The sequence below is a fragment of the Flavobacterium sp. LC2016-13 genome (assembly GCF_009707955.1).
Taxonomy (GTDB): Bacteria; Bacteroidota; Bacteroidia; order Flavobacteriales; family Flavobacteriaceae; genus Flavobacterium.
In genome coordinates, this window is the sequence record NZ_WMDQ01000020.1 from 1 (window position 1) to 26,832 (window position 26,832).

Annotated in this window: 20 protein-coding genes and 1 tRNA gene; 12 read left to right on the plus strand and 9 right to left on the minus strand. The window is 34.1% G+C overall.

Translation table 11 applies throughout. The annotated features are described in order from the left end of the window. From GKZ86_RS23870 to GKZ86_RS23885, 4 genes are all read left to right on the plus strand, one after another. Window positions 1–1,542, plus strand: a 1,542-nt coding sequence (locus GKZ86_RS23870) for a type VI secretion system Vgr family protein (protein ID WP_154785537.1), incomplete at its 5' end; no start/stop codon positions are given. A gap of 6 nt (window positions 1,543–1,548) precedes the next feature. Beyond that, entirely contained in the window at window positions 1,549–1,896 is a 348-nt protein-coding gene (locus GKZ86_RS23875; RefSeq protein WP_154785538.1) for a hypothetical protein, read from the plus strand. A gap of 5 nt (window positions 1,897–1,901) precedes the next feature. Further along, complete coding sequence (locus tag GKZ86_RS23880; RefSeq protein WP_154785539.1) at window positions 1,902–2,852, plus strand: hypothetical protein; 951 nt, start codon at window positions 1,902–1,904, stop codon at window positions 2,850–2,852. Beyond that, window positions 2,839–3,552: a hypothetical protein gene (locus GKZ86_RS23885; RefSeq protein WP_154785540.1), complete on the plus strand. Its 714-nt coding sequence runs from the start codon at window positions 2,839–2,841 to the stop codon at window positions 3,550–3,552. The genes GKZ86_RS23880 and GKZ86_RS23885 overlap by 14 nt, the downstream gene beginning before the upstream one ends. Window positions 3,553–3,744: 192 nt before the next feature. On the opposite strand, the gene GKZ86_RS23890 is transcribed toward GKZ86_RS23885, so the two are convergent. The 4 genes from GKZ86_RS23890 to GKZ86_RS23905 all read right to left on the minus strand — a co-directional run bounded on the left by GKZ86_RS23890 (window position 3,745) and on the right by GKZ86_RS23905 (window position 9,088). Beyond that, window positions 3,745–4,545 carry a TatD family hydrolase gene (locus GKZ86_RS23890; RefSeq protein ID WP_154785541.1) on the minus strand — a complete coding sequence of 267 codons (801 nt, stop codon included), beginning with the start codon at window positions 4,543–4,545 and terminating at the stop codon, window positions 3,745–3,747. Between the two features lie 180 nt (window positions 4,546–4,725). Further along, on the minus strand, window positions 4,726–6,147 hold the full coding sequence (locus GKZ86_RS23895) for an RtcB family protein (protein ID WP_154785542.1): 1,422 nt from the start codon (window positions 6,145–6,147) through the stop codon (window positions 4,726–4,728). Between the two features lie 335 nt (window positions 6,148–6,482). Then, window positions 6,483–8,723, minus strand: coding sequence for a hypothetical protein (locus GKZ86_RS23900; RefSeq protein WP_154785543.1), 2,241 nt, complete (start codon window positions 8,721–8,723; stop codon window positions 6,483–6,485). Window positions 8,724–8,970: 247 nt separating this feature from the next. After that, window positions 8,971–9,088 (minus strand) — tRNA-OTHER (locus tag GKZ86_RS23905). A gap of 196 nt (window positions 9,089–9,284) precedes the next feature. On the opposite strand from GKZ86_RS23905, the gene GKZ86_RS23910 reads away from it, so the two are divergent. Continuing rightward, complete coding sequence (locus tag GKZ86_RS23910) at window positions 9,285–9,899, plus strand: hypothetical protein (protein WP_154785544.1); 615 nt, start codon at window positions 9,285–9,287, stop codon at window positions 9,897–9,899. 281 nt (window positions 9,900–10,180) lie between these two features. On the opposite strand, the gene GKZ86_RS23915 is transcribed toward GKZ86_RS23910, so the two are convergent. Together GKZ86_RS23915 and GKZ86_RS23920 are read right to left on the minus strand one after the other, a co-directional pair. Then, a complete protein-coding gene (locus GKZ86_RS23915; RefSeq protein ID WP_154785545.1) occupies window positions 10,181–11,185 on the minus strand; it encodes a type IX secretion system membrane protein PorP/SprF in 1,005 nt (334 codons plus the stop codon). Between the two features lie 17 nt (window positions 11,186–11,202). Beyond that, window positions 11,203–15,606, minus strand: coding sequence for a PKD domain-containing protein (locus GKZ86_RS23920; RefSeq protein ID WP_154785546.1), 4,404 nt, complete (start codon window positions 15,604–15,606; stop codon window positions 11,203–11,205). Between the two features lie 292 nt (window positions 15,607–15,898). Here GKZ86_RS23920 and GKZ86_RS23925 point away from each other — a divergent pair, with 292 nt between their 5' ends. The 7 genes from GKZ86_RS23925 to GKZ86_RS23955 all read left to right on the plus strand — a co-directional run bounded on the left by GKZ86_RS23925 (window position 15,899) and on the right by GKZ86_RS23955 (window position 25,060). Next, on the plus strand, window positions 15,899–16,912 hold the full coding sequence (locus GKZ86_RS23925) for a YafY family protein (protein ID WP_154785547.1): 1,014 nt from the start codon (window positions 15,899–15,901) through the stop codon (window positions 16,910–16,912). Between the two features lie 248 nt (window positions 16,913–17,160). Further along, the gene (locus tag GKZ86_RS23930) at window positions 17,161–17,619 is read left to right on the plus strand and encodes a MarR family winged helix-turn-helix transcriptional regulator (protein ID WP_154785548.1); all 459 of its coding nucleotides are present in this window, start codon (window positions 17,161–17,163) and stop codon (window positions 17,617–17,619) included. Window positions 17,620–17,674: 55 nt separating this feature from the next. Further along, on the plus strand, window positions 17,675–20,065 hold the full coding sequence (locus GKZ86_RS23935) for a 3-hydroxyacyl-CoA dehydrogenase/enoyl-CoA hydratase family protein (protein WP_154785549.1): 2,391 nt from the start codon (window positions 17,675–17,677) through the stop codon (window positions 20,063–20,065). Window positions 20,066–20,175: 110 nt separating this feature from the next. Beyond that, a complete protein-coding gene (locus GKZ86_RS23940; protein ID WP_154785550.1) occupies window positions 20,176–21,357 on the plus strand; it encodes an acetyl-CoA C-acyltransferase in 1,182 nt (393 codons plus the stop codon). Between the two features lie 134 nt (window positions 21,358–21,491). Next, entirely contained in the window at window positions 21,492–21,857 is a 366-nt protein-coding gene (locus GKZ86_RS23945) for a four helix bundle protein (RefSeq protein WP_154785551.1), read from the plus strand. A gap of 32 nt (window positions 21,858–21,889) precedes the next feature. Next, window positions 21,890–23,695 carry an acyl-CoA dehydrogenase family protein gene (locus GKZ86_RS23950; RefSeq protein WP_154785552.1) on the plus strand — a complete coding sequence of 602 codons (1,806 nt, stop codon included), beginning with the start codon at window positions 21,890–21,892 and terminating at the stop codon, window positions 23,693–23,695. Window positions 23,696–23,965: 270 nt separating this feature from the next. Continuing rightward, entirely contained in the window at window positions 23,966–25,060 is a 1,095-nt protein-coding gene (locus GKZ86_RS23955; RefSeq protein WP_154785553.1) for a glycoside hydrolase family 18 protein, read from the plus strand. A gap of 64 nt (window positions 25,061–25,124) precedes the next feature. Here the strand turns inward: GKZ86_RS23955 and GKZ86_RS23960 are convergent, their stop codons facing one another. The 3 genes from GKZ86_RS23960 to GKZ86_RS23970 are packed head-to-tail and all read right to left on the minus strand — an operon-like array spanning window position 25,125 to window position 26,633. Next, entirely contained in the window at window positions 25,125–25,610 is a 486-nt protein-coding gene (locus GKZ86_RS23960; RefSeq protein WP_154785554.1) for a hypothetical protein, read from the minus strand. 35 nt (window positions 25,611–25,645) lie between these two features. Further along, on the minus strand, window positions 25,646–26,167 hold the full coding sequence (locus GKZ86_RS23965) for a DUF4251 domain-containing protein (RefSeq protein ID WP_154785555.1): 522 nt from the start codon (window positions 26,165–26,167) through the stop codon (window positions 25,646–25,648). A 40-nt stretch (window positions 26,168–26,207) separates the two neighbouring features. Then, window positions 26,208–26,633 (minus strand): META domain-containing protein, encoded by a 426-nt coding sequence (locus GKZ86_RS23970; RefSeq protein WP_154785556.1) that lies wholly within the window; start codon window positions 26,631–26,633, stop codon window positions 26,208–26,210. Window positions 26,634–26,832 lie beyond the last annotated feature (199 nt).

The window sequence follows — 26,832 nt, forward strand, 5'->3', positions numbered from 1 at the left end:
GTAAACGGAAGTCCGGTTGGTTTGCACGTAAAAGGTATAAGTCACACGATTTTACTCGATGACATGAAAAAATCCAGGACTTTTCTGGATCGCAACCTACAGGAAATAGCACTGAATATTTTTGCCGAAGAAACTGCAGGAGAATTTTACCAAAGAGATGCTATTGAACCAACTTACACCAAAATTTTCGATTACAAACCGCAATACAACGAAACCAGTTTTGATTTCTTAAAACGTCTTTCTGCCCGTTACGGACAGTGGTTTTATTTTGACGGAATGCGCATGCAATTTGGACAAACCAAAACGAGTAAGGTCAAATTAATCAACGGGGCTTCGCTGCATGAATTTGGTATTGAAACCAATTTAGTTTCCCATAAAACTTCTTTTGGAGGTTATGATTATAATTTGGCCAGCAATATTACAGCCTCAGAAGCCAAAACCAATACAGGAAGCGTTGATAGTTTCGCAAAGGTTGTTTTAGACAGACAAGCCTCGGTTTCTCAACCCAATCTAAATATTGGCGCCTATACCAATCAGGCACAAAATGCAACAGATATTACCGAACTGGCCAAACTGCAAACTGCTGGTCGAGATGCCAACAGTGTTTTTTATACCGGAATATCTTATTTGCCTATTGGTTTAGGACAGGTTTTTACGATTCAAAACCAAACGGTCGAACATGAACTTGTTGCCATTGAAATAATACACCACTCACAAATTCACGGAAATTACAAGTGTGAGTTCAAAGCTATTCCTGCCGATGTTGCCGCGCCGCATTATACCAATGTAAATGCATTTGCCATTGCACAAAGCCAGTCTGCCAAAGTATTTGACAACACTGATCCGGAAGGATTAGGACGTATAAAAGTCGATTTTTATTGGGGAGCCGGAAGCACAAAAAGTGAATGGATGCGTGTAGCACAACAATATTCAGGAGACGGAAGAGGAATTTACTGGAGACCTGAAATTGGTGATGAAGTGTTGGTTGATTTTGAAGGCAATAATATCGATTGCCCGTATGTTTTAGCATCGCATTATAACGGAAAAGCTAAACCTGAATTTTTTGATTCTAAAAACATGATTAAAGGATGGAAACTGAGATTTGGTCAGTTGTTCAAGTTTATTGAGAAAGTAGGAATCTGGCTTTCTGACCCGAGTGGGAATGAAATTCATTTGGATGAAGAATTAAAAAGTATGACTTTGACTTCTAGCGAAACAATTACTTTGAATTGCAAAAATCTTATAATAAATGCTTCAGAAAGTATAACGTCGAATGCCGGAACAAGTATTTCTGAAACAGCAACACTTGATAAAACTACAGTTGTTGGAGGGATTTTAAATACAAATGTTACAGGAAGCAAATTCTTATATGTAGGAGGGAATTTTGATGCAAATATTGAAGGTGATTATAATTCAGAACTTAAAAAAGATCACAATATATTGAGTAATGGAAAGGTGGTGTCCAACAGTGAAAATTCTCATGAAATACACTCTCAAAAAGATATTAAAAATAATAGTGGCGAAGCTACCAGACAAAACTAATTGAAGATGAGAAAAACAGTTAGCGGAATAGATTTGACATTAAATCCGGATGGCAGTGCTTGGATGTATCGAAATACTATAAATAAAGCTACTTTTAGAGTAACAGGTGATGGCGATATATTTTATGATGATCCTTTTGGAAATTATATGACAAGTTCGCCACGACAAATAAGAATAAATTTTGAACATTTTGTATTAAGAAACTATGGTGATGAAATTAGAAGATCAGATGGAGTAAGAATGATAATGCTGCCTAAAAAAGAAATTCAGGAAATTGCCAACAAAACATTTTATGCCGATGATCAGTTTCATGCTATAGATTTTGTCACTTTTATCATAACCGAAGAAAAATAATTATTATGTCATATAATTTAAGAGTAAAAGGCAACATTACAACCAATGTTGGAGGAACCACAAGAATTTATGCTAAAGAAGGTGTAGAAATTAATTCTAACGGAAGAATTGATTATTTTGCTCCTGAATATAGCTATGGAGAACCTGAAGATCCGCCAGCTAGATTTGACGATCGTATTATAAATGTAAATGGACATTTTTATAATAACGACGGAACTTTTGAAGGTAAAATAAATGAATCTGATTTTCAAGGAAGTGTTAATGATGTTTATGTTTGTGATGGGAAATCTACTCAAAAAGATAAAAATGGAAATGATTTTGTAACATATAATAACACTAGGATATTGAAAGAAAATGATGTGAATATTCCTCATGAAAAATTCACAACCTTAAGTTCAACTATTTACGGCGAAAGTTCTGCTTATAAAATAAGTATTGGCTTTACAATGGAATTAGCAATGGAAATGTTTGCAATAGCAAGTGTTCATAAAATTAATAAGATCGCTTATGGTAGTGATAGTGATCAAGCACAATTGTTTAGAGAAAAAGAAATTGAGAAAAGAAATGGTACCAAAATGCAGTTAGCTATTGGTGCGTTAATATACTCTTTAACGTCTGAAAATGATGCTAGTAATGGAGCAACGATGTGGGATGGGGCGGAACAAGCTCAATTTCTGCCAAATGATAACAGATTTTCAACAGGTAAATTTGAAATTCATATGAACACTATGGGATGGACTATTTCAGATGAACATTATAAAAAATGGAAAATAGGTGTTGAAAAATTAGGGGGAACTTTTAATGTACCTCAAGAGAAATATACACCTGGAGTAAATCCTAATAATCGATTTTCGACCTCTGAAACTATAGCGCTTGAATCAACAGCTGTTTATTTGGGCACTATTTTTTGGAAAGAATTAAAATCAAGAAAAAAGAAAGTGTATGAAAAAAAATAAACTAATCACTGTTTTTATCTCGCTATTGACAATTTCATGTAAAGTTTCTAATAAAGATTATGTCATAATTCATTCTAATAATAAAGAGATGGAAATCCGTCATTATTTCCACGAAAACAATGAAGAATATGCAAGAGTTTATGGTAATAGTAAAGAAAACGATTCAATTACATTTACAATAAATAATAATGATCTGTTAGTCAACCAATTTATATACAGTCGAGAACAAAAAAAACGTATTGCCGGAGGAAATATACTATATGTAAACTACACTACTACAATTACAGATATTAAATATTCTCAAAATGCCGATGGATGCATGAATATAAATCCTATTATAAATTTAGATTTTTTGAAAAAAGACAAACAAATTGAAAAAATTATTAAAGAAAACTGCAAAGTTAAGGAGAGCGACAAAGAAGAAGATTTCTTTAGTGATTGTAATTTCATTCTTCCTCAATTAGATAAAATAGAATATCTACCTGATAATTCTAAGATTATTTCCGTTGAAATTTTGAAAAATAAAATAAAACAATTTCAAGAGATTAATTTAAGGGCTAACTATTTTAATACAAAAATTGATTACAAAAGATACTATTATTATAAAGATAAAAGTATTCAAAAAATAAAAACATTAGTTAGAGATAGTATTTCAACAGATACTATTATAGATTGTTATTCTAAAATTAATTTAGATTAGTAAGTATAATGGCCCCAGTTCTTCCACTGGTGCGAGATTCTAGATCGTGAACATACAGAATGTAACGTTTAAACAATGTAGATAATAGTATAGAATTGCGATTGCGCTAGCAGGAGTATATAAACAAAAAACCTTCAAACCAAGTACAAACACCTGATTTAAAAGCCAACAAATAATCTTTATAATTATAACTTAAATACCAAAAAAAATTTTAGCATTCCTAGTCGTTTCCTCCGCCACTTTATCCAAAGAAATCCCTTTAAACTGTGCCACAGTTCCCGCCACAAAAGGCAGAAAAGCTGGTTCGCAGCGACGTTCATGGTATTTCTTCAAAAGACTGTTCGGAGTATTTTTAGGAAGCATAAACGGAGCATCGGTTTCGATCATCATTCGGTCAAGTGGAACGTATTGAATCACTTCTTTTAAATGACTGAAACGTTTGGTATCAGAAATCGCTCCCGTAAAACCAAGATAAAATCCGTTATCGAGATAGGTTTTAGCTTCCTGCAAAGTTCCTGTAAAACAATGTACAACCGCTTTTGGCAATTGCGGCAAATACTCTTTTGTAATGCTCATAAACTTTGTAAAAGCAGCTCTTTCATGCAAAAACAAAGGTTTCTGAACTTCGATTGCCAATTCTAATTGGGCTTTGTAACACGTTTCCTGAATGTTTCTGGGCGAAAAATCACGATCAAAATCGAGTCCGCACTCGCCTACCGAAACTACATGTTTCTGTTTTAATAAATTTCGTAATCTTGAAATGCTTTGTGTATCAAAACTTTTCGCATCATGCGGATGAATTCCTGCAGTCGAATATAATATTCCCGGATATTGTTTTGCGATTGCAGCCGAAGCTTCACTATTTTTTACGCTTGTTCCCGTTAGTATCATTTGCGATACATCGGCATCTAAAGCGTCTTGTACAACATCGTCTATGTCGTTGTGGAATTGTTTATTCGTTAAATTAATTCCGATATCTATATATGTATTCATGTTTTTTTTTAAGTTGCAAAGGCTCAAAGAGGCAGAGGTTCAGAGGTTTCCTCTTTGAGTCCTTTGTTTTTTATTTTAAGATTTTAAGAAGAAAGAAGCAAGAGACAAGACCAAAAATTATTTCTTCTTGCGTCTATTCTCTTTACTCTATTCTCTTGCCTCTTGCCTCTTGCTTCTTTTTTAATCTTCTCTACTTCCGTCATCAGCCATTCTAACCAATTTTGGTGTGAACTTCGCAACGACATCAACCAAATCCTGTTGAGCTTCCATAACCTGATTGATATCTTTATAAGCCATTGGCGCTTCGTCTAAACCTGCGCCAATAAGCGTAACGCCGTGATCTTGTAGAATCGATTGCATTTCTGTTTTAGTGATATTTTTTATGGCTTGTGTTCGGCTCATTTGTCTTCCTGCACCGTGCGAAGCCGAATTTATGGCGTTCTCCTCGCCTTTTCCTCTCACCAAAAATCCAGGCGCGGTCATACTTCCCGGAATGATTCCCATAACGCCTTTTCCGGCTGGGGTTGCTCCTTTTCTATGCACGATTACTTCTTCGCTATTCCAGATTTCTTTCCAGGCAAAATTATGGTGGTTTTCGACTTTGGCTAAAATTGTGGCGCCCAAAGCACGTTCCATTTTGTTATGGATAATCTCGTGACAAGCCGAAGCATAATCTCCCGCAAGGTTCATCGCCAGCCAATATTCCTGACCCATTTGTGAGCTCATATCCAAATACGCTAAGTTTCTTGCTACTTCCGGAAGTTTGCATTCGTCTTTGGCGATTTTAGTATAATGTCCGGCAATTGTTGCGCCCATTCCACGTGAACCTGAATGCGTTAACAAAGCAACATATTTTCCTTTTGGAATATTCAAAACGGCATCGTCTTTTGCAAATTCCATGATTCCGAATTCTACAAAGTGATTTCCACCGCCAGAAGATCCTAATTGCGACCACGCTTTATCTTTTAAATTTTTCACAAACGGAGTCATATTAAAAGCATCATTTTCTAAAACCGAATGATCTGATTTGTATTGTCCGTGAAATCCGTGACCTGCTCCAAAAATAGAATTGGCAATTAATTCTCTTTTGAATTTGGCTTCGTTTTCAAAGTAAAAATCCTCCGCAATATCATAAACTGATAATGCCATTCGACAACCAATATCAACTCCGACACCATACGGAATAATGGCATTTTTGGTGGCTAAAACTCCGCCAATCGGTAATCCGTAACCTTGATGCGCATCTGGCATTAAAGCTCCGGCAACGGTAACGGGAAGTTTCATGGCAACTTCCATTTGTTTTCTGGCTCCGTCTTCAATATGATCTAATCCGTAAGCTGAATACGCATTTGGGTTTTCATTTAAAGCGATGAAATCTTCTGGCTTTTCATTGGCTTTTTCGATTAAAGCAACAGCCAGTTTGCTGAAAATTTTATCGTCGATATAGTTTTCCGGAGATTCTAAAACGTTTTTAAAGTTTGTGATCATTTCATCACGCGTAAAACCGTTTCTTTTACTGTTTATTTTTAAGGCAATCCCAATTGTTTTTCCTTCTGGGAATCCTAATTCTAATATATCTGTACCGTTTATTTGTGTATTCATTGTTTTTGTTTTTAAAGGGGCAAAGGTTCTAAGGTTCATAGGTGCAAAGGTTTTTTACTGCTGCGCAGTTATTTTGCGTACTTATTTTTTTTCTCCCAAAGCCACAGGTTTTGAGGATTAAAATGATTTTCTCTTTTTTTGTCATCCTGAGGAACGAAGGATCACACACGGAATTCTACAAAGATTGTCAAGTTCTGTGTGGAGCTACTTGTGTGATCCTTCGTTCCTCAGGATGACAAACAGTACGCTTAATTAATACTTTGCGAAGACGCACTTCCGTGCGTCTCTACAATAAAACTTTGTTCCTTTGCGCCTCTGAACCTTTGTAACTCTCCTTAATCTATTAATAATTGCGTAACTGCCGAAGCATTTATCGCCCATTGTGCATCATAAACCTCATCAGCATTTTGATCTTCGGTAATGGCTAAACCCTGAGCTTCTGCTTTAAGTTTTAATAAACTACCAATATTCAATTTACTGCTCAATTTTGCCAATAATGCCTGAACTCCTTTAAAATCCAAACCTCCTACAACCTGACCTCCAAAAGTCATCTCTAACCAAACGATTTCTCTTTTGGCTACATCAAGAACTCCAAAAACCAAGCCTTTGGCAACATTTTGCGTAACACGAACCTGATGATCTACACACGACGGATCGTATGCAACTCCGGTTTTCTCCGAAATTTTCATCGGGTGTTTACTGTTCATCCAACCTACAACAAGATTTGGAGTGATACTTCCGTTGCTGTACGCATTGCAGGTAAAAGTTACAAATTTTGCATTGACTTTTGCCAATTTATCAATATCGATATTAATATACTCAGCGGTTCCAACTTTATTTGGAATACTTCTGATATCACCGCTATGTTTACAACCTGTTGTTTCCAATCGGCTGTAAGAACAAATATCCATACTGTTTTCAAAAGCAATATGACAGCTTAAATCCATATCTAAATGTTGTGCTGGCAAACCATTCCCCCATTGCATAAACAATCGTACTTCGTTTCCTTCAATTGGAAAACGTGTTCCCATTAAAGCAACTGGTAAATCCTGAACCGTTTCGCTTCTATCTCCAATCGAAACTGGCATATTAAACAATTGCGGATCTATATAGATTGTTTTATTCGTGTTTTTGATTGCTGCAAAACGCTTTTTCATGGCTAAAAGACACAATGCTTCGATTTGATTTTTCATCGCCTCTAATTGCGTTTCGTTATATAAATTCAACAAACTGTTTGGTGCAATTTTTTTGTTTGTTCCGCCCAAAGGTTTTACACTTCTTTGTATGTTTTTATCAAAATAATTTTGAGCATACATATTTAATGTAAACACCAATCTAGCCGGAACTTTATCGATGATTTCTTCAAAATGTGCAATAGTTTCGTCTGCACCAAACCAAAGCATATTAGAGAATAACGAACGTGCAAATAAACCCGGACGCTGTTTCAACAATGCAAATGTTTTATCGGCATCAAACTTTAATCTTGATGTGTTTACTTTACTTTGCCAAACATCATAAACCTGATTGTAAAATACATCCATTAAAAAAGCTAATTTTTCAAAGCCTTTTCTTTTGCTGTATTCTGCCAAACGCAACGCTCTGATAAAACGAATCCACATTCCTCTTTTTGGGTGCATGATTTCGCACATTGCTTCTACTTTCATATCCAAATTATTCAACCAGGACGCTACCATTAAACATTCTTTTCTTGAATATTTAAGTTTTAAATCTTTTTGTGCTGCAATTTTTGCTTTCGCACTTGCATCCATAAATTCATAAAAATGTGTCTGATTTTTGGCTGTTCTCTTGATAATCGTTTTTGGCTCAATAATCTGTAATATTCCTGTATTTTTAAACCACAAATATCTTAAGATATCGGTTGGCGTTTTTAAAAATTGAGAAGCTTCATCTTCTTTCCCGTTTTCAATCAAAAGATCAATTACAAGCATTAAAGTTTCCTTCATTGCAACATCTGTTTTTGGCAATGGCAAATATTTCATCGCCATTTTTAAACTATCTACTTGCGTAGTGTCTAAAGCCGTTTTTGATTGCAATAATGATATATAGAAATCATTTAAATCTTTTTCTGACCACAACTCAAGAACTTTCAATTTACTTCCTTGTCCGAAATTTTCAATTTTTCCAAATTCGAACGGAGTTCCACAAAACGGGCAACCATTGTATCTCTCTAATGGAAAAGTATTATCCGGAATAATATGTCCGCATTCTAAAGTCGTTCCGTTTTTTATCTTTAAAACATTCCAGAAGTACGTAACTACATGGTCTAAAATAGATTCTCCAGTTGGAATATTCCATTCTTTAACCAAAGGTCTCCAGTTTTTATCTGTTCCTAAAACTTCTTTTAAAACTTCTAAAACTTCAACTTTATAATTCGGGTTTACGTTATTTAAAGCATGTAATAATGATTCGGAAAACGTAAATCCGAGTTTTGAAACATTGGCCAATAAAACCGATGTTGTTCCTGATAAATTTTTGATATCATTCACTATCATTTCTGATGGAATGAAAATGGCGTTTTGACGCAAACTGATTTTTAATAATTCTTTTGTTTTCATTTTTTTAATTTTTAAAATTTAGATAATTGTGTTTCTGATTTCTACCTAAAAGAGTTTTGAAGTAAGAAACACTTGACCTGAAATTAGAGTGTAATGGATTAACTGATTCAAAGACTTAATTTGGTGGGGAAACCCCGGAAGTAAGTTAATCTTGACCCTCATTTTTATTAATAATAATTTTAAAACTTGCCGGACTCGAACCGGAGTTACCAATTTTCTGACGTAAGTTTTAATTGATCATTAATAGTGAAGCAGATGGGATTCGAACCCACGACCCGGACATTAAAAGTGTACGAAGTAAGTTTTGATTGACCTTTGATGGATAATTTCAAAACTACCTGCTCTAACCGCTGAGCTACTGCCTCATAATATTTGAATAAAAATGTAATGGTATAAGTGTAAATCTTTTAATGGTTTTTCTGAAGTAACTTAAACTTGACCTATTTTATTCTTTTTATATTTTCAATGAACTTGTTTTATTTCCTGAACAAAGATTTCAAAAGTAGTACGCAGTTATTTTGCGCAGTGAAAAAGAAATGTTATTTTTGAGTAAAAAAGAATATGAATCTTAAGGAAAAATTTACCGAATTGCTCGATAAAATTGGTTTTGCTGAAAGTGATATTCAGAAGAATTGGTTGAATTTAGAAAAAGCATATTCCAATAAATCAAGACATTATCATAATCTAACTCATATTGAAGCTATGATTGAGAGTTATGAAACTTACTTCGACAAGCTTCAATTTCCGAATGAAATATTATTTTCTATTTTTTATCACGATTATATTTATTCTAGTCGTAAAAAAGATAATGAACTCAAAAGTGCAGAATTTGCATTGTCTGTTTTGCCTGAAAATGCCAAGCTTGATAAAAAATTAGTTTTTGATGCGATTTGTGCTACTCAACATCATCAACAAAATATAGTTAAAGATATTAATTGGCTAATCGATTTTGATTTGAAAGTTCTTGCCTGGGATTGGGAAGCTTATAAAGTGTATTTTGAGCAAATTCGAAAAGAATATCGTATTTATCCTGATTTTTTATACAAACCGGGAAGGGCTCAAGCTTTGAACCATTTTTTGAAGAATGACTTTATTTTTCAAACTGATGAATTCAGGAATTTATATGAAGAGAAAGCCCGAAAGAATATTGAGGCAGAGATTTTATTGTTGATGTAAATATTACCGTTGTTAAACCCGACAGGTTTTATCCGAAGCCTCAGGATAAAACCTGTCGGGTTTGCTATGTGTAACGATTATTTATGAGATGTTTGATGCATTTCTGCGGGTCTCTATATAAAATATTTTTAGAACAATTTATCATTATTAACCTAAATGCGTGAGGGATAGAGGCGGTATCCTTTTGCCGGCGAAGCAAGGCAAAAGATATAGCCGATCCCGAAGCTTCGGGACGACCCGGAGGGACACGCCCAAAAGCTGAAACGAAAAGTATTTAATTACTAATTTTTTCCTTCGTAATTAGGACAACCAAAACATTTTTTTGCTAAACTGAATTGATACGTTAGCGAAAGCTCGTAAATACCTCCAGTTTTTCCGATTTTGGTGGTGTTTAAATCGTATGACAATCCTAAACGTAAATTTTCATATTGCAATCCTGTAAATAGGTTTACTGATGTTAGTAAATCGCCATTGATTCCGTTTTTTGCTGGGTTTGTGACTGCTGTTGCTCCAAAAAATATCTTTTCAAATAAAATGGAAGCTCCTAAATCAAATCGGTTATAACGGCCTTGTTGCATATAATTTGAGGTTACAAAAAACTTAGTTTCATACGGCAACAATACAGCATCGATATAATCTGCAATAAGAAATTCGTAACCTGCACTTAGCGAGAAAAAAGTATTTAACGGTACGTTTCCTTCTGAACTAAATGCAATGTTCGGTTTGTTAAGATGTTTCATCGAAAGACCAATCCAAATTTCATCGGTATTAAAAACCATTCCCGCCGATACATCAAAAAAGTTGACTTTTCTATTCAGTAAAATAGGGTCCATCGAACTTGAGTTTATAACTCCGGTTCCTATATTAATCTGGTCTTCTAATAATAAATTCTGAAATGCAAAGGATTTTATTCCGTAACCCACTTCAATTGCGGGTCTAAATTCCCAATAATCATTTAATCGAACTTTGTAAGCATAATTAGCATTGATTTCAGAAAAATTATAGTTGGATATATTTTCTCTCTGGTTTAAGAAACTAACGCCAAAACCACTGTTTATGTCATCGCTCCAGGTATTTACGAAGGCATAATCTGTATCTATCCTAAGATCAAGATCCGGCCATTGTTCGCGGTGAATTATTCCTGCATAAGTGGTTTCCATAAACCCAGAGAATCCTGGATTCAGGGTTTCCGGAATTAAAAAATATTGTGTGAAAATAGGATCCTGAGCTCTTGCCTGCGAAAAAAAGCAACATGTTATAATTATAAAAAATAGTTTTAATTTCATTGTAAATCTTGTTGCTTTTATTTAATTAATGTCAATGCTCCTTTTTCGATCAACGTATGATTGTAAAAGGTTTTTAGCGTAATTCTATAATAATAGTTACCATTTTCGGCCTCTAAATCTTTTATCCTTCCATTCCATCCTCTGATGTTTGTTCCGGTTTCAGAATATACAACGGCTCCCCAGGTATCAAAAATGTCCAGCGTAATGTTTGACAATCCTAAAAATACAGGTGCAAATGTGTCGTTAAACCCATCGTTATTTGGCGTAAATGCATTTGGTATAATAATGCTATATCCTTTTTCTACTTTTATTGTAGCGCTATAACTGTATTGACATCCAAAAGGATAATTTACCGTTTGTTTTATGGTGTAAGTTCCAACTCTTGTATAAATATGTTCCGGACTTTCTTCAGTTGAGAAATTACCATCTCCAAAATCCCATGATGTGCTGGTAAAATCACCTGTCGCCAGATTTGTAAATTTTACCGGATCATAAATAGAATATAAATCAAACATTTCTTTACCATAAGAAGTCGTTGAGAAATTGGCCAGACCTAAAACCGGAGTATCCACATTAAGTGCATAGTCGGCTTTACAACCAAAACTATCTGTAACGGTAAAGATGATTAAACCGTTATTTTCGGTATTCATAATTTCGTTATTCGCTCCACTAACATCACCATCTGACCAGCTTAAAGTATACGGCGGGATTCCACCTTTTACATGTCCAACAAATGTTTGTTTGACATATTTGGTATCACAATTAAATTCGGTTAAAACTTCAACTGTTGGTGTTAGTTGGTCAAATCGGGTAATTTTCCAGGTTTCTGTTTGTTTACATCCATTAGCATCTGTTACAACAACAGTATAATTTCCGGGAACAAGATTGACTAAATCTTCTGTTTTTTGTCCATTAGACCAGCTGTAGCTATAAGGTTGCGTACCACCTGTTACTACTAAATTAATCTGACCGGTATCGGCTCTAACGCAATCTAACGGATTAGATACTTCTCCTCTTATTTCCAGTAATAAAGGTTCTACTATTGTAAAAGTTTCTTTTATTTCACAATTTTTGGCATCCGTAATGGTTACTGAATATTTTCCTGGACCAATATTATTTCTCTCAATTCCTGCTGTTGCATCATCATCCCAAACGAGTTTAACAGGAGCTTTACCTCCAACTAGATTAAGACGAATATGCCCGTCTTTTTGACCAAAACAAGATATTTGTTTTACATCCGGATTTATGGTAAAAACTGGTGCATTATCTATCACGATAGTGAATACTTTAGGACAACCTAATGAATCTGTAATCGTGATAATATATGTTCCGGCAGATAAATTATTTTGTACAAGTCCTGTACCTAAATTGCTCCATTTTATAATATATGGATCTCCGGTTGCAAACGGAACTCCTCCTGTAATACTATTTATGGTAATCGATGCATTAGCATAATTATAACACGCTATTTCGGTTTTTGTATAATTTAATTTTATCTCATCGTTCTGAAGTAAAATCACTTGTAACTTATCTGTACAACCAGAATTATCAGTAACAGTTAAATCATAGGTTCCTGCATATAAATTTCTTGGGTTTTGAACTGTACTTGTATATCCGTTTGGTCCTCTCCAAAAGTATCGGTAATTAAAAACGCCAGGAGATGTTTCTGTAAATCTTCCCCCAACAGTTTTTACATTAATTTCTCCTGTGTTATATCCGTAACACAAAATATCGACCTGACTTACATAAGTTACATCTAATAATGGTGGTTCGATAATTGTATAGCTTCCTGTCAGCGTATTACAGCTGTTAACTTCTGTAATGGTTACATCATATTTTCCTGGTCCTAAATTAGTAAGATTACCAGAGTTAACCGGAAACGAAACTCCGTCTTTTAACCATACATAAGTATAAGGCTGAGTTCCTCCAGTTGGAGTAAAATTGATTCTTCCATCATTTAACCCAAAACAGGTTATGTCGCTTTTAGATTGTTGTAATATCTGAAATTTACCCGGCTCACTAACATAATAGCTTTTTGTAAAAGGACATTTTCCATTATCGGTAACGGTTAAATAATAGGTTCCTGCTATTAAATTAGAAATGTTTTGATTTGAACTTTTAAAGTTATTAGGGCCAGTCCACGAGAATACATATGGATTTCCTGTTGGAAAAGGAATTCCTCCTGCAGCCGTTATGGTTATTGCTCCGTCACTTAAGCCAAAACAAGTCACCGTTTTTATAGTTTCTGCAATTTTTATTAAAGGATCAACCGTAACTGTAATTGTAAAATCAGGTCCCGGACAAACTTTAGATATAGGCGATATTGTATATGTTACGGTCGCAGGACTGTTCGTATTATTCGTTAAATACTGACTAATTGTTGTAACCGGACTTGATTGCGCACCAACTCCACTTACAGCTCCCGGAGGAGAAACTATTGGTGTAGACCATATGTAAGTCGTTCCTGCAGGTACATTGTCAATTCCGTTTGTAAAAGGAGTAACCTGAAAAGAAGAACCACTACAAATTTGTACCGTTTTTGGCGTTATAACAGGAGAAAGAACTGTATTAACCGAAAAATTAGCAGTTTTTGTAGTTGTCCCGCAACTATTGGTAACACTAAAAATTGCCTGATAATTTCCGCTAGTTGTATAATTTATCGATCCCGGATTAAGCGATGTAGATGAAGACGGCGTTCCTCCTGGAAAAGTCCACAAATAAGTTATCTCATTAGCAGGAGAACAAGTTTGTTCTACTTTACCAACAGGTTTTATCGTTGCTGAATTACAAAAATCTGAAATAGGATCTAGCGTAATAACCGGCGGTTTCTTTACTTGTATTGTTTTTTCAATAGACCTTGCTGTTATTCCACACGAATTCCAAGCTGTCAGCCTTACATAATAAGTACCTGGTGTCACAAAATTAAAAACCGGGTTTTTAGATGAATAACCAGTTCCATTTGCAAAATTCCATTGGCCCATTGCTGATCCTGGATATGTTTCTTTACCACAGAATCCTTCATTATAATAATAAACATCCCATCTATAATTTTCTGCACCACAACTTAAGCTAGTGTCAGTAGTATTGGTCATTTGAACATTAGTTGAAGCACAAGCATTACCAAATGTAAAGTCAGGCTGTAATATTGGCTCTACACATATATATTGTGGAGGTGGTGTTATTCCAACTCCGCAAGGCGTAGTAGCGGTCAATGTAACTGCATATTTACCCGGTTTTGTATATATGTGATAAGGAGTAACATCTCTGGATGTTGTTCCATCTCCAAAATCCCAAGTATAAACATTAAGAGTACTACAGCCATTAGTATAACCTGCATAAGTTGAATTGCTGAAAGATACTCCGTAATTAACACAGGCAACAGCTGGTACATAATAACTTATCACCGGTACGTCTAAAATAATAATAGGTCCGGCATTAAGGTATGTGCTACCACAAGATGTCGTTATTGTTAAATTGACAGTACTTCCACCTGTATCACAATTGGCTCTTGTATATTTATGTGGAATAGGAAAATTTTGAGAAGCCTGTGGATTTAATTTATTATAATATACAGAACTTTCTAATTGCGTCTGAGTATAACTTTGATAAGTACCGTCTCCATAACTAACCTGATATTGGGTATCTGAAGGATTAAGTCCCCAGGCACCAATTGCAAAATCCATTGGAGCAACGGGTACACATAAATTGGTTGTATTACCCGGAGCTATAAGTGCACCAATTGGGTTATTAGAGTTTTTAACTACATAAGTAATTGAATTACTGCAACTGTTAGTTCCGTTTGCGGTTATGACCATATTAAAAGAACCTAACTTTTGGTATTCATGAGATTTAGGAAAAATTACATTTGCTTCTGAAGTGCCATCTCCCCAATCTACACTATATGCTGCTATACAACCAACTGAATTGGAACTATTTCCAACATTAATCGTAAATTTAGGATTCGAGTTATTGTCACCACATCTTTCAAAGGGTTTATTTGATCCTGGATTATTTTGATCTGTAAATTTTAAGTCCGGTTTCTGTAAAACCGAAACAGTATTTGTTTTTGTATTTACTTCACCATTGGCATCCGTTACAGTAAGTGTTACTGTAAAATATTGAATACCACAACCTAACGCTGTAAAGCTATGGCTTGGGTTACTGTTTGTTGCATTAGGAGTTCCGTCTCCAAAATTCCACACATATTTAAATGGACCAACACCAGTAACAACAGGAGTAAATGTAACAGGAGTTCCTGAACAAGCACCGTCATTGCTGAAATTAAAATCTACAGTTGGTGGAACAACAAAGTCGATATTGCTTTTATGAGTTGGATAATTTTTATCGGCAGTATTAAACCCGAAAACCGAAGAAGTAATTAATAAAACAATATATAGATGTAATAAGTAGAGTTTCCTCATAGAAAAGATTTTGTTTTTGAGGCGTAAAAGTATATGTTTTTTTTTAACAAAAAAATAGTACAAATACTCGTTTTAAAAAGAAGTGACCAATCAAATACGCAACTATTTTGCGCAGTTCGATAAAAAGTGTATTTTTAGCACTTAAGCTTTCGATTGAGAAATATTTTTATCACTCTTTATTTTAAAAAAGATTGCTCAATTTTTAAAAAATAAGATTTTATCTACAGATTAAATTTGAAGAAATAAATCGAAAATGGAAATCTTTATAATCAAGGATTAAAAATATCAGGATATGTCACAAAATAAAAATGCCTTAATTAGATACAAAACAATCGACAAATGTCTGCAGAATAAATATCGGACATGGACATTAGAAGATTTAATCGAATGCTGTTCTGAAGCTTTGTTTGAATATGAAGGCCGTGAAAATCCGATCAGCAAACGAACCATTCAAATGGATATTCAATTAATGCGAAGTGAAAAACTCGGTTATAATGCACCAATTGTCGTGTATGATAAAAAGTATTATAAATATGAAGATGATGAATTTACGATAACAGATATTCCGCTTACTGAAACTGACATGAATGTTTTGACGGAAACAGTTTCTATGTTGAAACAATTTAAGGATTTCTCTCTTTTTAATGATGTCTCAGATATTCTGCAACGTCTTGAAGATAAAATCTACGCCGAAAAATCACATACCAAACCTGTTATCTATTTGGATAAAAACGAAAATCTAAAAGGCCTCCATTATTTAGATGAAATATATCAGGCTATTATAAAAAAAGTCGCACTTGTAATTACTTATAAATCATTTAAGTCAGCAGAGGAAAGTAAATTTAATTTTCATCCTTTTATTTTGAAGGAATTTAATAACCGCTGGTTTTTAGTGGGTAAAACAAAAGGATCTCAGCCCATTACCAATTTAGCGCTTGACAGAATTATCTCGATCGATTATGATTTTAGCCTTTCTTATTTAGAAGAAGATTTTGATGCGGAATTATTTTATAAAAATGTAATTGGCGTGACCGTAAATTCAGGTTTACAACCCAGAAGAATCGAACTTTGGATCGATGCAGAAAATGCTCCTTATGTATTAACCAAACCTTTGCATCCTTCTCAAAGACTAATTCAGGAAAATGAAGACAAAAGCATCATAGTTCATTTATTCATCTCTCCGAATTATGAAATGGAACGTCTTATTCTTGGTTTTGGCAGTGGAATTGAAATTCTACGGCCGGAAAATTTAAGAAATCGCATGAAAAAAATACTCCAAAATGCTTTAGCTAAATATGGCGAGTAAATTTTATTCCTATTCAAACAAGGTTTTTTTTACATAAAAAGGATTTTTTGATGAATTTAGAATCAGAAATTATTTTTTAAGCCTTAAAATTTTATTTAAATCTCAAAAAAGAATAGTATATTTCAATTAAAAATTAACCTTAAACCACTCTATTTCAGAGACATTTTTTTATTAACCAAAAATTTATTAAAAAATTATATGCGTGCATAGTATTTTTTGATTATATTTGAAATCGATATAGTTAACCTATGAAAGACAAAACAATAGATTATATTTTGAGGGCTACATGGCAGGCTGTTTCAAGAATGTATAACGAAGAAGCTGCAAAATACGACGCCACAATGGCAACTGGGTTTGCACTTTTAAGTATAGACAAAGAAGAAGGTACTCCTTCTACAGCTTTGGGCCCAAGAATGGGAATGGAAGCTACCAGCTTAACCAGAACATTAAAATCGATGGAAGACAAAGGTTTGATTGTTCGCAAGAAAAACCCAAGTGACGGACGCGGTGTTTTGATTTACCTGACCGAATTTGGAAAAGAAAAAAGAGATTTATCTAAAAATACTGTTTTGAAATTTAATGAAACTGTTAGAAAACATGTTTCAGACGAAAAACTAAAACATTTCATCGAAGTTTCAGAAATTATCAATGAATTAATTCAGGACAAAAACATATTTACCCAAACAGAAAAATTAGAAAATGAATAATCTTATTTTCTAAGACAAATCAGATTCTATACAAAAAAACAAATAGTAACAAATTATGAAACGCACAATTAAAAAAGTTGCTGTAATTGGATCCGGAATTATGGGTTCAGGAATAGCTTGTCATTTTGCCAACATTGGTGTTGAAGTTTTACTGCTTGACATCGTACCACGCGAGTTGACAGAAGCTGAAACTAAAAAAGGATTAACGCTTGAAAGTAAAGTTGTTCGCAACCGAGTGGTTAACGAACATTTAGCGAATTCATTAAAATCGAAACCGTCTCCTATTTACAGTCAAAAATTCGCAAGCCGAATCACAACTGGAAATACGACTGATGATATGGCAAAAATTGCCAATGTAGACTGGATTATCGAAGTTGTTGTAGAACGTTTGGACATTAAGAAATTAGTTTTTGAACAAATCGAGAAATTCCGTAAACCGGGAACTCTGGTTACTTCTAACACTTCTGGTATTCCAATTCATTTTATGAGCGAAGGAAGAAGCGAAGATTTTCAACAGCACTTCTGCGGAACTCACTTTTTTAACCCTGCGCGTTACTTAAAATTATTTGAAATTATTCCTGGTCCAAAAACTTCAACTGAAGTATTGGATTTCTTAAACGAATATGGTTCTAAATTTTTAGGAAAAACTTCGGTTGTTGCTAAAGATACTCCGGCATTTATTGGAAACAGAATTGGTATTTACGGAATCCAGAGTTTATTTCATTTAGTAAAAGAAATGGGATTAACGATTGAAGAAGTTGATAAATTGACCGGTCCGGTTATTGGTCGTCCAAAATCAGCTACTTTCCGTACCGTTGACGTTGTTGGTTTAGATACTTTGGTACACGTTGCCAATGGTATTTATGAAAACTGCCCGACAGATGAACAACACGAATTGTTTAAACTTCCAGGTTTCATCACAAAAATGATGGAAAACAATTGGTTAGGAAGTAAAACAGGTCAAGGTTTTTATAAAAAAGTAGATAAAGATATTCTTTCTTTAGACTTAGATACATTAGAATACCGCGCTGCTAAAAAAGCAAATTTTGCAACACTTGAACTGACAAAAACTATTGATAAACCAATCAATCGTTTTAAAGTTTTAGTAAAAGGAAAAGACAAAGCAGGAGAATTCTACCGTAAGAGTTTCGCTGGAATGTTTGCTTATGTATCAAACAGAATTCCTGAAATCTCAGACGAATTATACAAAATTGATGATGCGATGAAAGCCGGTTTTGGATGGGAAAATGGTCCATTTGAAATTTGGGATGCGATTGGTGTTGCCAACGGAATCGAAATCATGAAAGCTGAAGGTTTAGAACCAGCTGCATGGGTTAATGAAATGTTAGCTTCCGGAAGCGAAAGTTTCTATTCTGTAAAAGAAGGAGCAACTTATTTCTATAACATTCCAACAAAATCACAAGTAAAAGTTCCTGGACAAGATTCATTCATTATTCTAAACAACATCCGCGAAAGCAAAAAAGTTTGGAGTAATAGTGGAGCAATCATTCAGGATTTAGGAGATGGAATTTTAAACTTAGAATTCCAATCTAAAATGAATACTATTGGTGGTGACGTTCTACAAGCTATCAATAAAGCAATCGACTTATCTGAAAAAGAATATCAAGGTTTAGTTATTGGTAACCAAGCAGCGAATTTCTCTGTTGGAGCTAATATCGGAATGATTTTCATGATGGCAGTTGAGCAGGAATATGACGAATTGAACATGGCAATCAAAATGTTCCAGGACACAATGATGCGCGTTCGTTACTCTTCTATTCCAGTTGTAGTAGCACCTCACGGAATGACTTTTGGCGGTGGATGCGAAATGAGCTTACATGCTGATAAAGTGGTGGCTGCTGCAGAAACTTACATGGGATTAGTTGAATTTGGTGTTGGTGTACTTCCTGGCGGAGGTGGATCTAAAGAAATGGCTTTAAGAGCTTCAGATTTATTCCGCAAAAACGATGTGGAGTTAAATGTTCTTCAAGAGTATTTCTTAACAATTGCTATGGCTAAAGTTTCGACTTCTGGTTATGAAGCTTTTGATACAGGACTTCTTCAACATGGAAAAGATGTTATCGTAGTAAACAAAGATCGTCAGATTGCTGAAGCTAAAAAACATGCTTTGTTATTAGCAGAAGCTGGTTATACACAACCAATCAGAAGAACTGATGTTAAAGTTTTAGGAAAACAAGCATTAGGAATGTTCTTAGTTGGAACAGATCAAATGGAAGCTGGAAAATACATTTCTGAGCACGATAAGAAAATCGCAAACAAACTTGCTTACGTAATGGCTGGTGGTGATTTATCTGAAGCAACTTTAGTATCTGAACAGTATTTATTAGATATCGAACGTGAAGCTTTCTTATCGCTTTGTACTGAGCGTAAGACTTTAGAGAGAATTCAATATATGTTAACTAAAGGAAAACCACTTCGTAACTAGAAAAGATAGAAGAAAGATGCAAGAAGCAAGATTTCAAAACTGAGTTTTGTCTTTTCTCTTGCCTCTTGCCTCTTGCCTCTTTTTCCTAAAATCTTAAAAAAACAAAACAAATGAAAACAGCATATATAGTAAAAGCATATAGAACAGCAGTTGGAAAAGCTCCAAAAGGTGTTTTTAGATTTAAAAGACCTGATGAATTAGCAGCAGAAACCATTCAGTTTATGATGGATGAACTGCCTGATTTTGATAAAAAACGTATCGATGACGTTATGGTAGGAAATGCCATGCCGGAAGCAGAACAAGGTTTGAACGTTGGACGTTTGATCTCTTTAATGGGATTAAAAGTAGAAGATGTTCCTGGAGTTACAGTAAACCGTTATTGTGCATCAGGATTAGAAACTATCGGAATGGCGACTGCAAAAATCCAATCAGGAATGGCAGATTGTATCATTGCCGGTGGAGCAGAAAGTATGAGTTTTATTCCAATGGGAGGTTACAAACCAACTCCGGATTATAAAGTTGCCGCTGCAGGTCACGAAGATTATTATTGGGGAATGGGTTTAACTGCTGAAGCGGTTGCAAACCAATATAAAATTTCAAGAGAAGATCAGGATGAGTTTGCTTACAACTCTCATATGAAAGCTCTAAAAGCGCAAGCGGAAGGAAAATTCGACAAACAAATCGTTCCAATTACTGTTGATCAGACTTACATCAATGAAAATGGAAAAAAAGAAACTAAGTCTTATGTTGTAAAACAAGACGAAGGTCCAAGAGCTGGAACTTCTGTTGCTGCTTTAGCGGGTTTAAAACCTGTTTTTGCTGCTGACGGAAGCGTTACTGCCGGTAACTCATCTCAAATGAGTGATGGTGCAGCTTTTGTTTTAATCATGAGTGAGGACATGGTTAAAGAATTAAATCTTGAGCCAATCGCCAGATTAGTAAATTTTGCTTCTTCTGGTGTTGAGCCAAGAATTATGGGTATCGGTCCGGTAAAAGCAATTCCGAAAGCCTTGAAACAAGCGGGATTAACATTAAATGATATTGAATTAATTGAATTAAACGAGGCTTTTGCTTCACAAGCTTTAGCAGTTACTCGCGAATTAAACATTAACCCGGAAATCGTAAACGTAAACGGTGGAGCAATCGCTTTAGGACACCCTCTGGGTTGTACGGGAGCTAAACTTTCTGTTCAGTTATTTGATGAAATGAAACGCCGAGGTAACAAATACGGAATTGTTTCTATGTGTGTAGGAACTGGGCAAGGAAGCGCGGGGATCTACGAAGTGTTGTAGTTTTTTAAGAGGAAAGAAGCAAGAAGCAAGAAGCAAGACTTAATTTTGGAATGAAGATATTTTTAAAACATATTTTTAAAAAGTAATAAAAAACTTACTTTTTATTTTTCTTTCTTATCTTGCCTCAAAAAAACATGAGACATAATTTTAAGAATTTGAAAATTTGGATTTTAGCGATGAATATTACAAATGATATTTATAAACTGACATTAACTTTTCCAAAATTCGAGATCTATAGTTTAACAAGTCAAATGAATCGATGTTCTGTTTCAATGCCTTCTAATATTGCTGAGGGCTCTAACAGAGGAAATAAACACTTTCAGCATTATTTGAATATTAGTTTAGGTTCGTCATTTGAATTACAAACACAATTACTGATAGCTTTTCAAAATGATTATCTATCTCAAACAAAAACAGAAGAAATAGAAAACAAAATAATTGAATTTCAAAAGATGACAACAGGTTTCATCACTAAGTTAGATCAAAATCTTTCTTCTTGACTCTTGCATCTTTTAATCTAAACAAAAACAAAATGGCAGATACAATCGAAAAAAACGTAACCCGTGGTGGTCAGTTTTTAGTTAAAGAAACAAAGTGCGAAGATATCTTTACACCAGAAGATTTTTCGGAAGAGCAATTAATGATGCGTGACTCTGTAAAAGAGTTTGTAGACAAAGAAATTTGGCCTAACAAAAATCGTTTTGAGAAAAAAGATTACGCATTTACAGAAGAAAGTATGCGTAAAGCAGGTGAATTGGGACTTTTAGGAGTTGCGGTTCCTGAAGAATATGGCGGATTAGGAATGGGATTCGTATCTACAATGTTAGTTTGCGATTATATTTCTGGTGCTACAGGATCATTCTCTACTGCTTTTGGTGCTCATACAGGAATTGGAACTATGCCAATTACACTTTATGGATCTGAAGAACAAAAGAAAAAATACGTTCCAAAATTGGCTTCTGGCGAATGGTTTGGAGCTTATTGTTTAACTGAGCCGGGCGCAGGATCTGACGCTAACTCAGGAAAAACGAAAGCTGTTTTATCTGAAGATGGAACGCATTACAAAATTACAGGACAAAAAATGTGGATTTCGAATGCAGGTTTCTGTAGCGTTTTCATCGTTTTTGCTCGTATTGGAGATGATAAAAACATTACAGGTTTCATCGTAGAAAATACTGCTGATAACGGAATTTCTATGAATGAGGAAGAGCATAAATTAGGAATCCGTGCTTCTTCTACTCGTCAGGTTTTCTTCAACGATACAAAAGTTCCTGTTGAAAACATGCTTTCTGAAAGAGGAAACGGTTTCAAAATTGCAATGAATGCATTGAACGTTGGTCGTATTAAATTGGCTGCTGCATGTCTTGATGCTCAAAGAAGAGTAACTTCCGGAGCTGTAAAATATGCTAACGAAAGAATTCAGTTTAACACAGCAATTTCATCTTTTGGAGCTATCCGTTCTAAATTAGCTGAAATGGCAACTAATGCTTATGCTGGTGAAAGTGCTTCTTACAGAGCTGCAAAAGATATCGAAGACAGAATTGCTGCTCGTGAAGCAGAAGGAACAACACATCAGGAAGCTGAATTAAAAGGTGTTGAAGAATATGCTATCGAATGTTCTATCCTGAAAGTAGCTGTTTCTGAAGATGTTCAGAATTGTGCTGATGAAGGAATTCAGGTTTTTGGTGGAATGGGATTCTCTGAAGATACTCCAATGGAAAGTGCCTGGAGAGATGCTCGTATCGCAAGAATCTACGAAGGAACAAACGAAATTAACAGAATGCTTTCTGTTGGTATGTTGATCAAAAAGGCTATGAAAGGTCATGTTGATTTATTAGGACCAGCGATGAAAGTTCAGGAAGAATTAATGGGAATTCCATCTTTTGATACTCCAGATTTCTCTGAATTATTTGCAGAAGAAAAAGGAATTATCGCTAACCTTAAAAAAGTATTTTTAATGGTTGCCGGAAGTGCAGTTCAAAAATATGGTCCGGATTTAGATTCTCACCAACAGTTATTAATGGCTGCTTCTGATATCTTAATCGAAATCTACATGGCTGAAAGTACTATTCTTAGAACTGAAAAATTAGCTAAAAAAGAAGGAGAAGCAAAAGTTCAGGAGCAAATTGCTATGGCAAAATTATACTTGTATAAAGCTGTAGATATCGTAAACTTAAGAGGAAAAGAAGGAATTGCTTCTTTCTCTGAAGGAGACGAACAACGTATGATGTTAATGGGATTAAAACGTTTTACAAAATACACAAACTTGCCAAACGTAGTGGCATTAAGAGAAACAATTACCAATAAATTAGTTGCAGAAAACGAATACTGCTTCTAATATAAAAATAGTTTTTAGCTTTTAATTTGTTTAAACCCGCACTTGTCCGAAACTGTGCGGGTTTATTTTTTTTATTTTTCTACCCTATTTTTTGTAGAGGCGCACAGCAGTGCGTCTACGTAATGATTAGACGCACTGCTGTGCGTCTCTATATTAAACCATCTCATTTCACAAATCTTTATTAAAATTGACTTTTTGATACAAAATTGATAGTGAATTTTTAATTCTAATGTTTTATATTTAGCATTTCAAAAAACTAATAGCTTAAAAATGAAACAAATTAACCTGATTGCCTTATTATTGTTGTGCAGCTTTACTACAAATATCTTTGCACAAAAAGGTAAAAAACTAGATGTTATCGCTTACTATACTGGTGATGATAAACTAATTAACGAATACGAAGTAAACAAACTAGACCAAATTATTTTTAGTTTTTGTCATTTAAAAGACGGAAAACTAAGCGTAGATTCTACTAAAGATTCTACTACTATTAAACATTTAGTTTCTTTAAAAGCTTCAAATCCACAACTAAAAATTGTGTTGTCTCTTGGTGGCTGGGGCGGTTGCGAACCTTGTTCTGCTGCATTTTCTACTGCCGAAGGAAGATTAACCTTTGCAAATTCTGTAAAAGAAGTAAGTGATTATTTTAAAGTAGATGGTTTAGATTTAGATTGGGAATATCCTGCAATCGAAGGTCTTCCTGGACATTTATTTCAACCTGCTGATAAAAATAACTTTACTGAATTAATCAAAATATTGCGTTCTACTTTAGGAAAAGATTACGAATTAAGTTTTGCTGCCGGAGGTTTTCAAAAATATCTGGATGAATCTATAGATTGGAAAACTGTAGCGCCCTTAGTAAATCGTATCAATATTATGAGTTACGATTTGGTTAACGGATATTCTAAAGTTACAGGACATCACACACCATTATACAGCACAAATCCTAAGGAAGAATCTACAGACAGAGCCGTAACATTTTTACTAAAACAAGGAGTTCCTGCCCAAAAATTAATTATTGGTGGTGCATTTTATTCCAGAACATGGAAAAATGTTGAAAATGTAAATAATGGTTTATACCAAGCCGGAGAACACATTCAAGGTGTTGATTTTAAAAACTTTGCAACAACTTATACAGAAGCAAACGGTTGGAAATATTTTTGGGATAAAAAAGCAAAAGCACCTTATTGGTATAATGAAAAGGAAAAAACATTTGCAACTTCTGATGATTTGACTTCTATTAAAGCAAAAACAGAATATGTAAAATCTAAAAAATTAGGTGGAATCATGTTTTGGGAACTTACTTTAGATACACCTCATAACGGAATGGTAAATGCTATTTATGAAGTAAAAACAGCTAAATAAAGCATTTAAACAAAATAAAAAAACGGCAACTAATACATAATTTAGTTGCCGTTTTTTATTATAATTAATTCTTTTTTGTCTTGTCTAATTCGCCAATAAACGGAATCGAATCATAAATCTGACTGCGAACAATAGTATGCAAATAGATTTCTAACTGTATAAATTTAGCTGCATTTATTGCGCCAACAGCTTTTTTTGCCTGACTGTAAGTCTTGTCATATAATTTTTCATAAGCCAAATTATTTTTTAAAGTGTTTTTAGCCAATTCATCTGCCTTTGCATCTGTCAAAGTATTATAATTTGCTGCATAATCATTTATCAGGTCTAGTTTGGCTTTTCCCAATGCCTTACGTTCTGTTTCGTAGCCTTCGTAAACTTTTGTAAAAGCAACTGATTGTTCATCAGATAAATTCATGTATTGTTTGATAAGATCACTTTTGTTTTTTCCGTAAATACTCTGAACAACTTCTACATCTTCTTTAAAAGTAGCTTGAGCACTAGATGAAAACGAAGCTATTATTACAACAAGAATAAGGGTAATTTTTTTCATATTTTTAGGTTATGCTTTAGTATCACTTTTATTATTTACTTCTTGCTCTCCTCAGCTTTTGGTGCTCTAATTTTTCCATCGTATGAAATGGAAGCCCGATTATTACTATTGACAGAAAGTGTTGCTCCTCCATCAAAAAAAATAGTAAAGAAAAGATCATAAACATCATTTTCTCCCTGTACTGTTGCTTTCATCGTGTACTTCTTCTTCGATTGTTCTATTTTAATGTTTTCCGGTTTTCCTTTAAATTTTATTCCGCCATCAGATCCGTAACCTACATTAAAACCACGACCGAAAAAAGGCAAATCACATGTCACATTTTCAAAAGTAAACTTTAAAAAATAGGTATTATAATCTAAATTGATCATTCTCCCGGATTGCGGGTAAAGTTTCTCTGCATCAAAAACAAAATCTTTAGCATCTAAAAGTGCCTGTATTTCTTTTTGTTGCTGAAGTTCTCTTTCTGCTTTTAATTCTTTTTTACTTTTTTCCTGAGCAAAACCCTCAAAAGATAAAAAAGAAACCAACACTACTAAAATTGATATTATCTTTTTCATAAAACATTCTTTTATAGCGTTTAAAATAAAATTCAATATTCTATTTTTTGGTAAATCGCATCATTGCAATATCTCCGGAAATAAGATTCAGCGTTTTACCATCATCTGTAATAGAATAGGTATTTGTTTTTTGAAGCGTATTTATAAAAACCTGCTCCCCTTGCCCATCCAGGCACATCATTTTGGTTAATACCATTGGTTGTGTAAAATCAATTTTATTACCATCAACAACTAGTTTTCCTGTAAAAGAGTTGCAGCTTGTATTTCCTGAAACACGGTTTTCTTTTAAGTCAAAATTAATGGTTGGCTTTTTATTCGGATATAAACCATCAAAAGCTATTCTGGGTCCGGTTATATAATTAAGTTCCCAATTTCCTTGTAATGTTACAGCTGTATCTGCTTTTTTACATTTGCAGGAAACCAATACAACTCCTAAAAAAACTAAAGCTAAAATATTCTTTACCATGATATTATATATTAAATTAAAGATAAAATAATGACAACTCTTTTTGAAAATTTCAAATTGAGACTATACGAAATTACACAATAATTTTGGGTTCTTTATTGAAAGTGGAATGAAATTAAAACCAATAGTTTTAGATTTTTTTAACTTTTGATGTTAAAAGAATCGGCCATTTTATGCTAAATTTACTTAATATTTAATT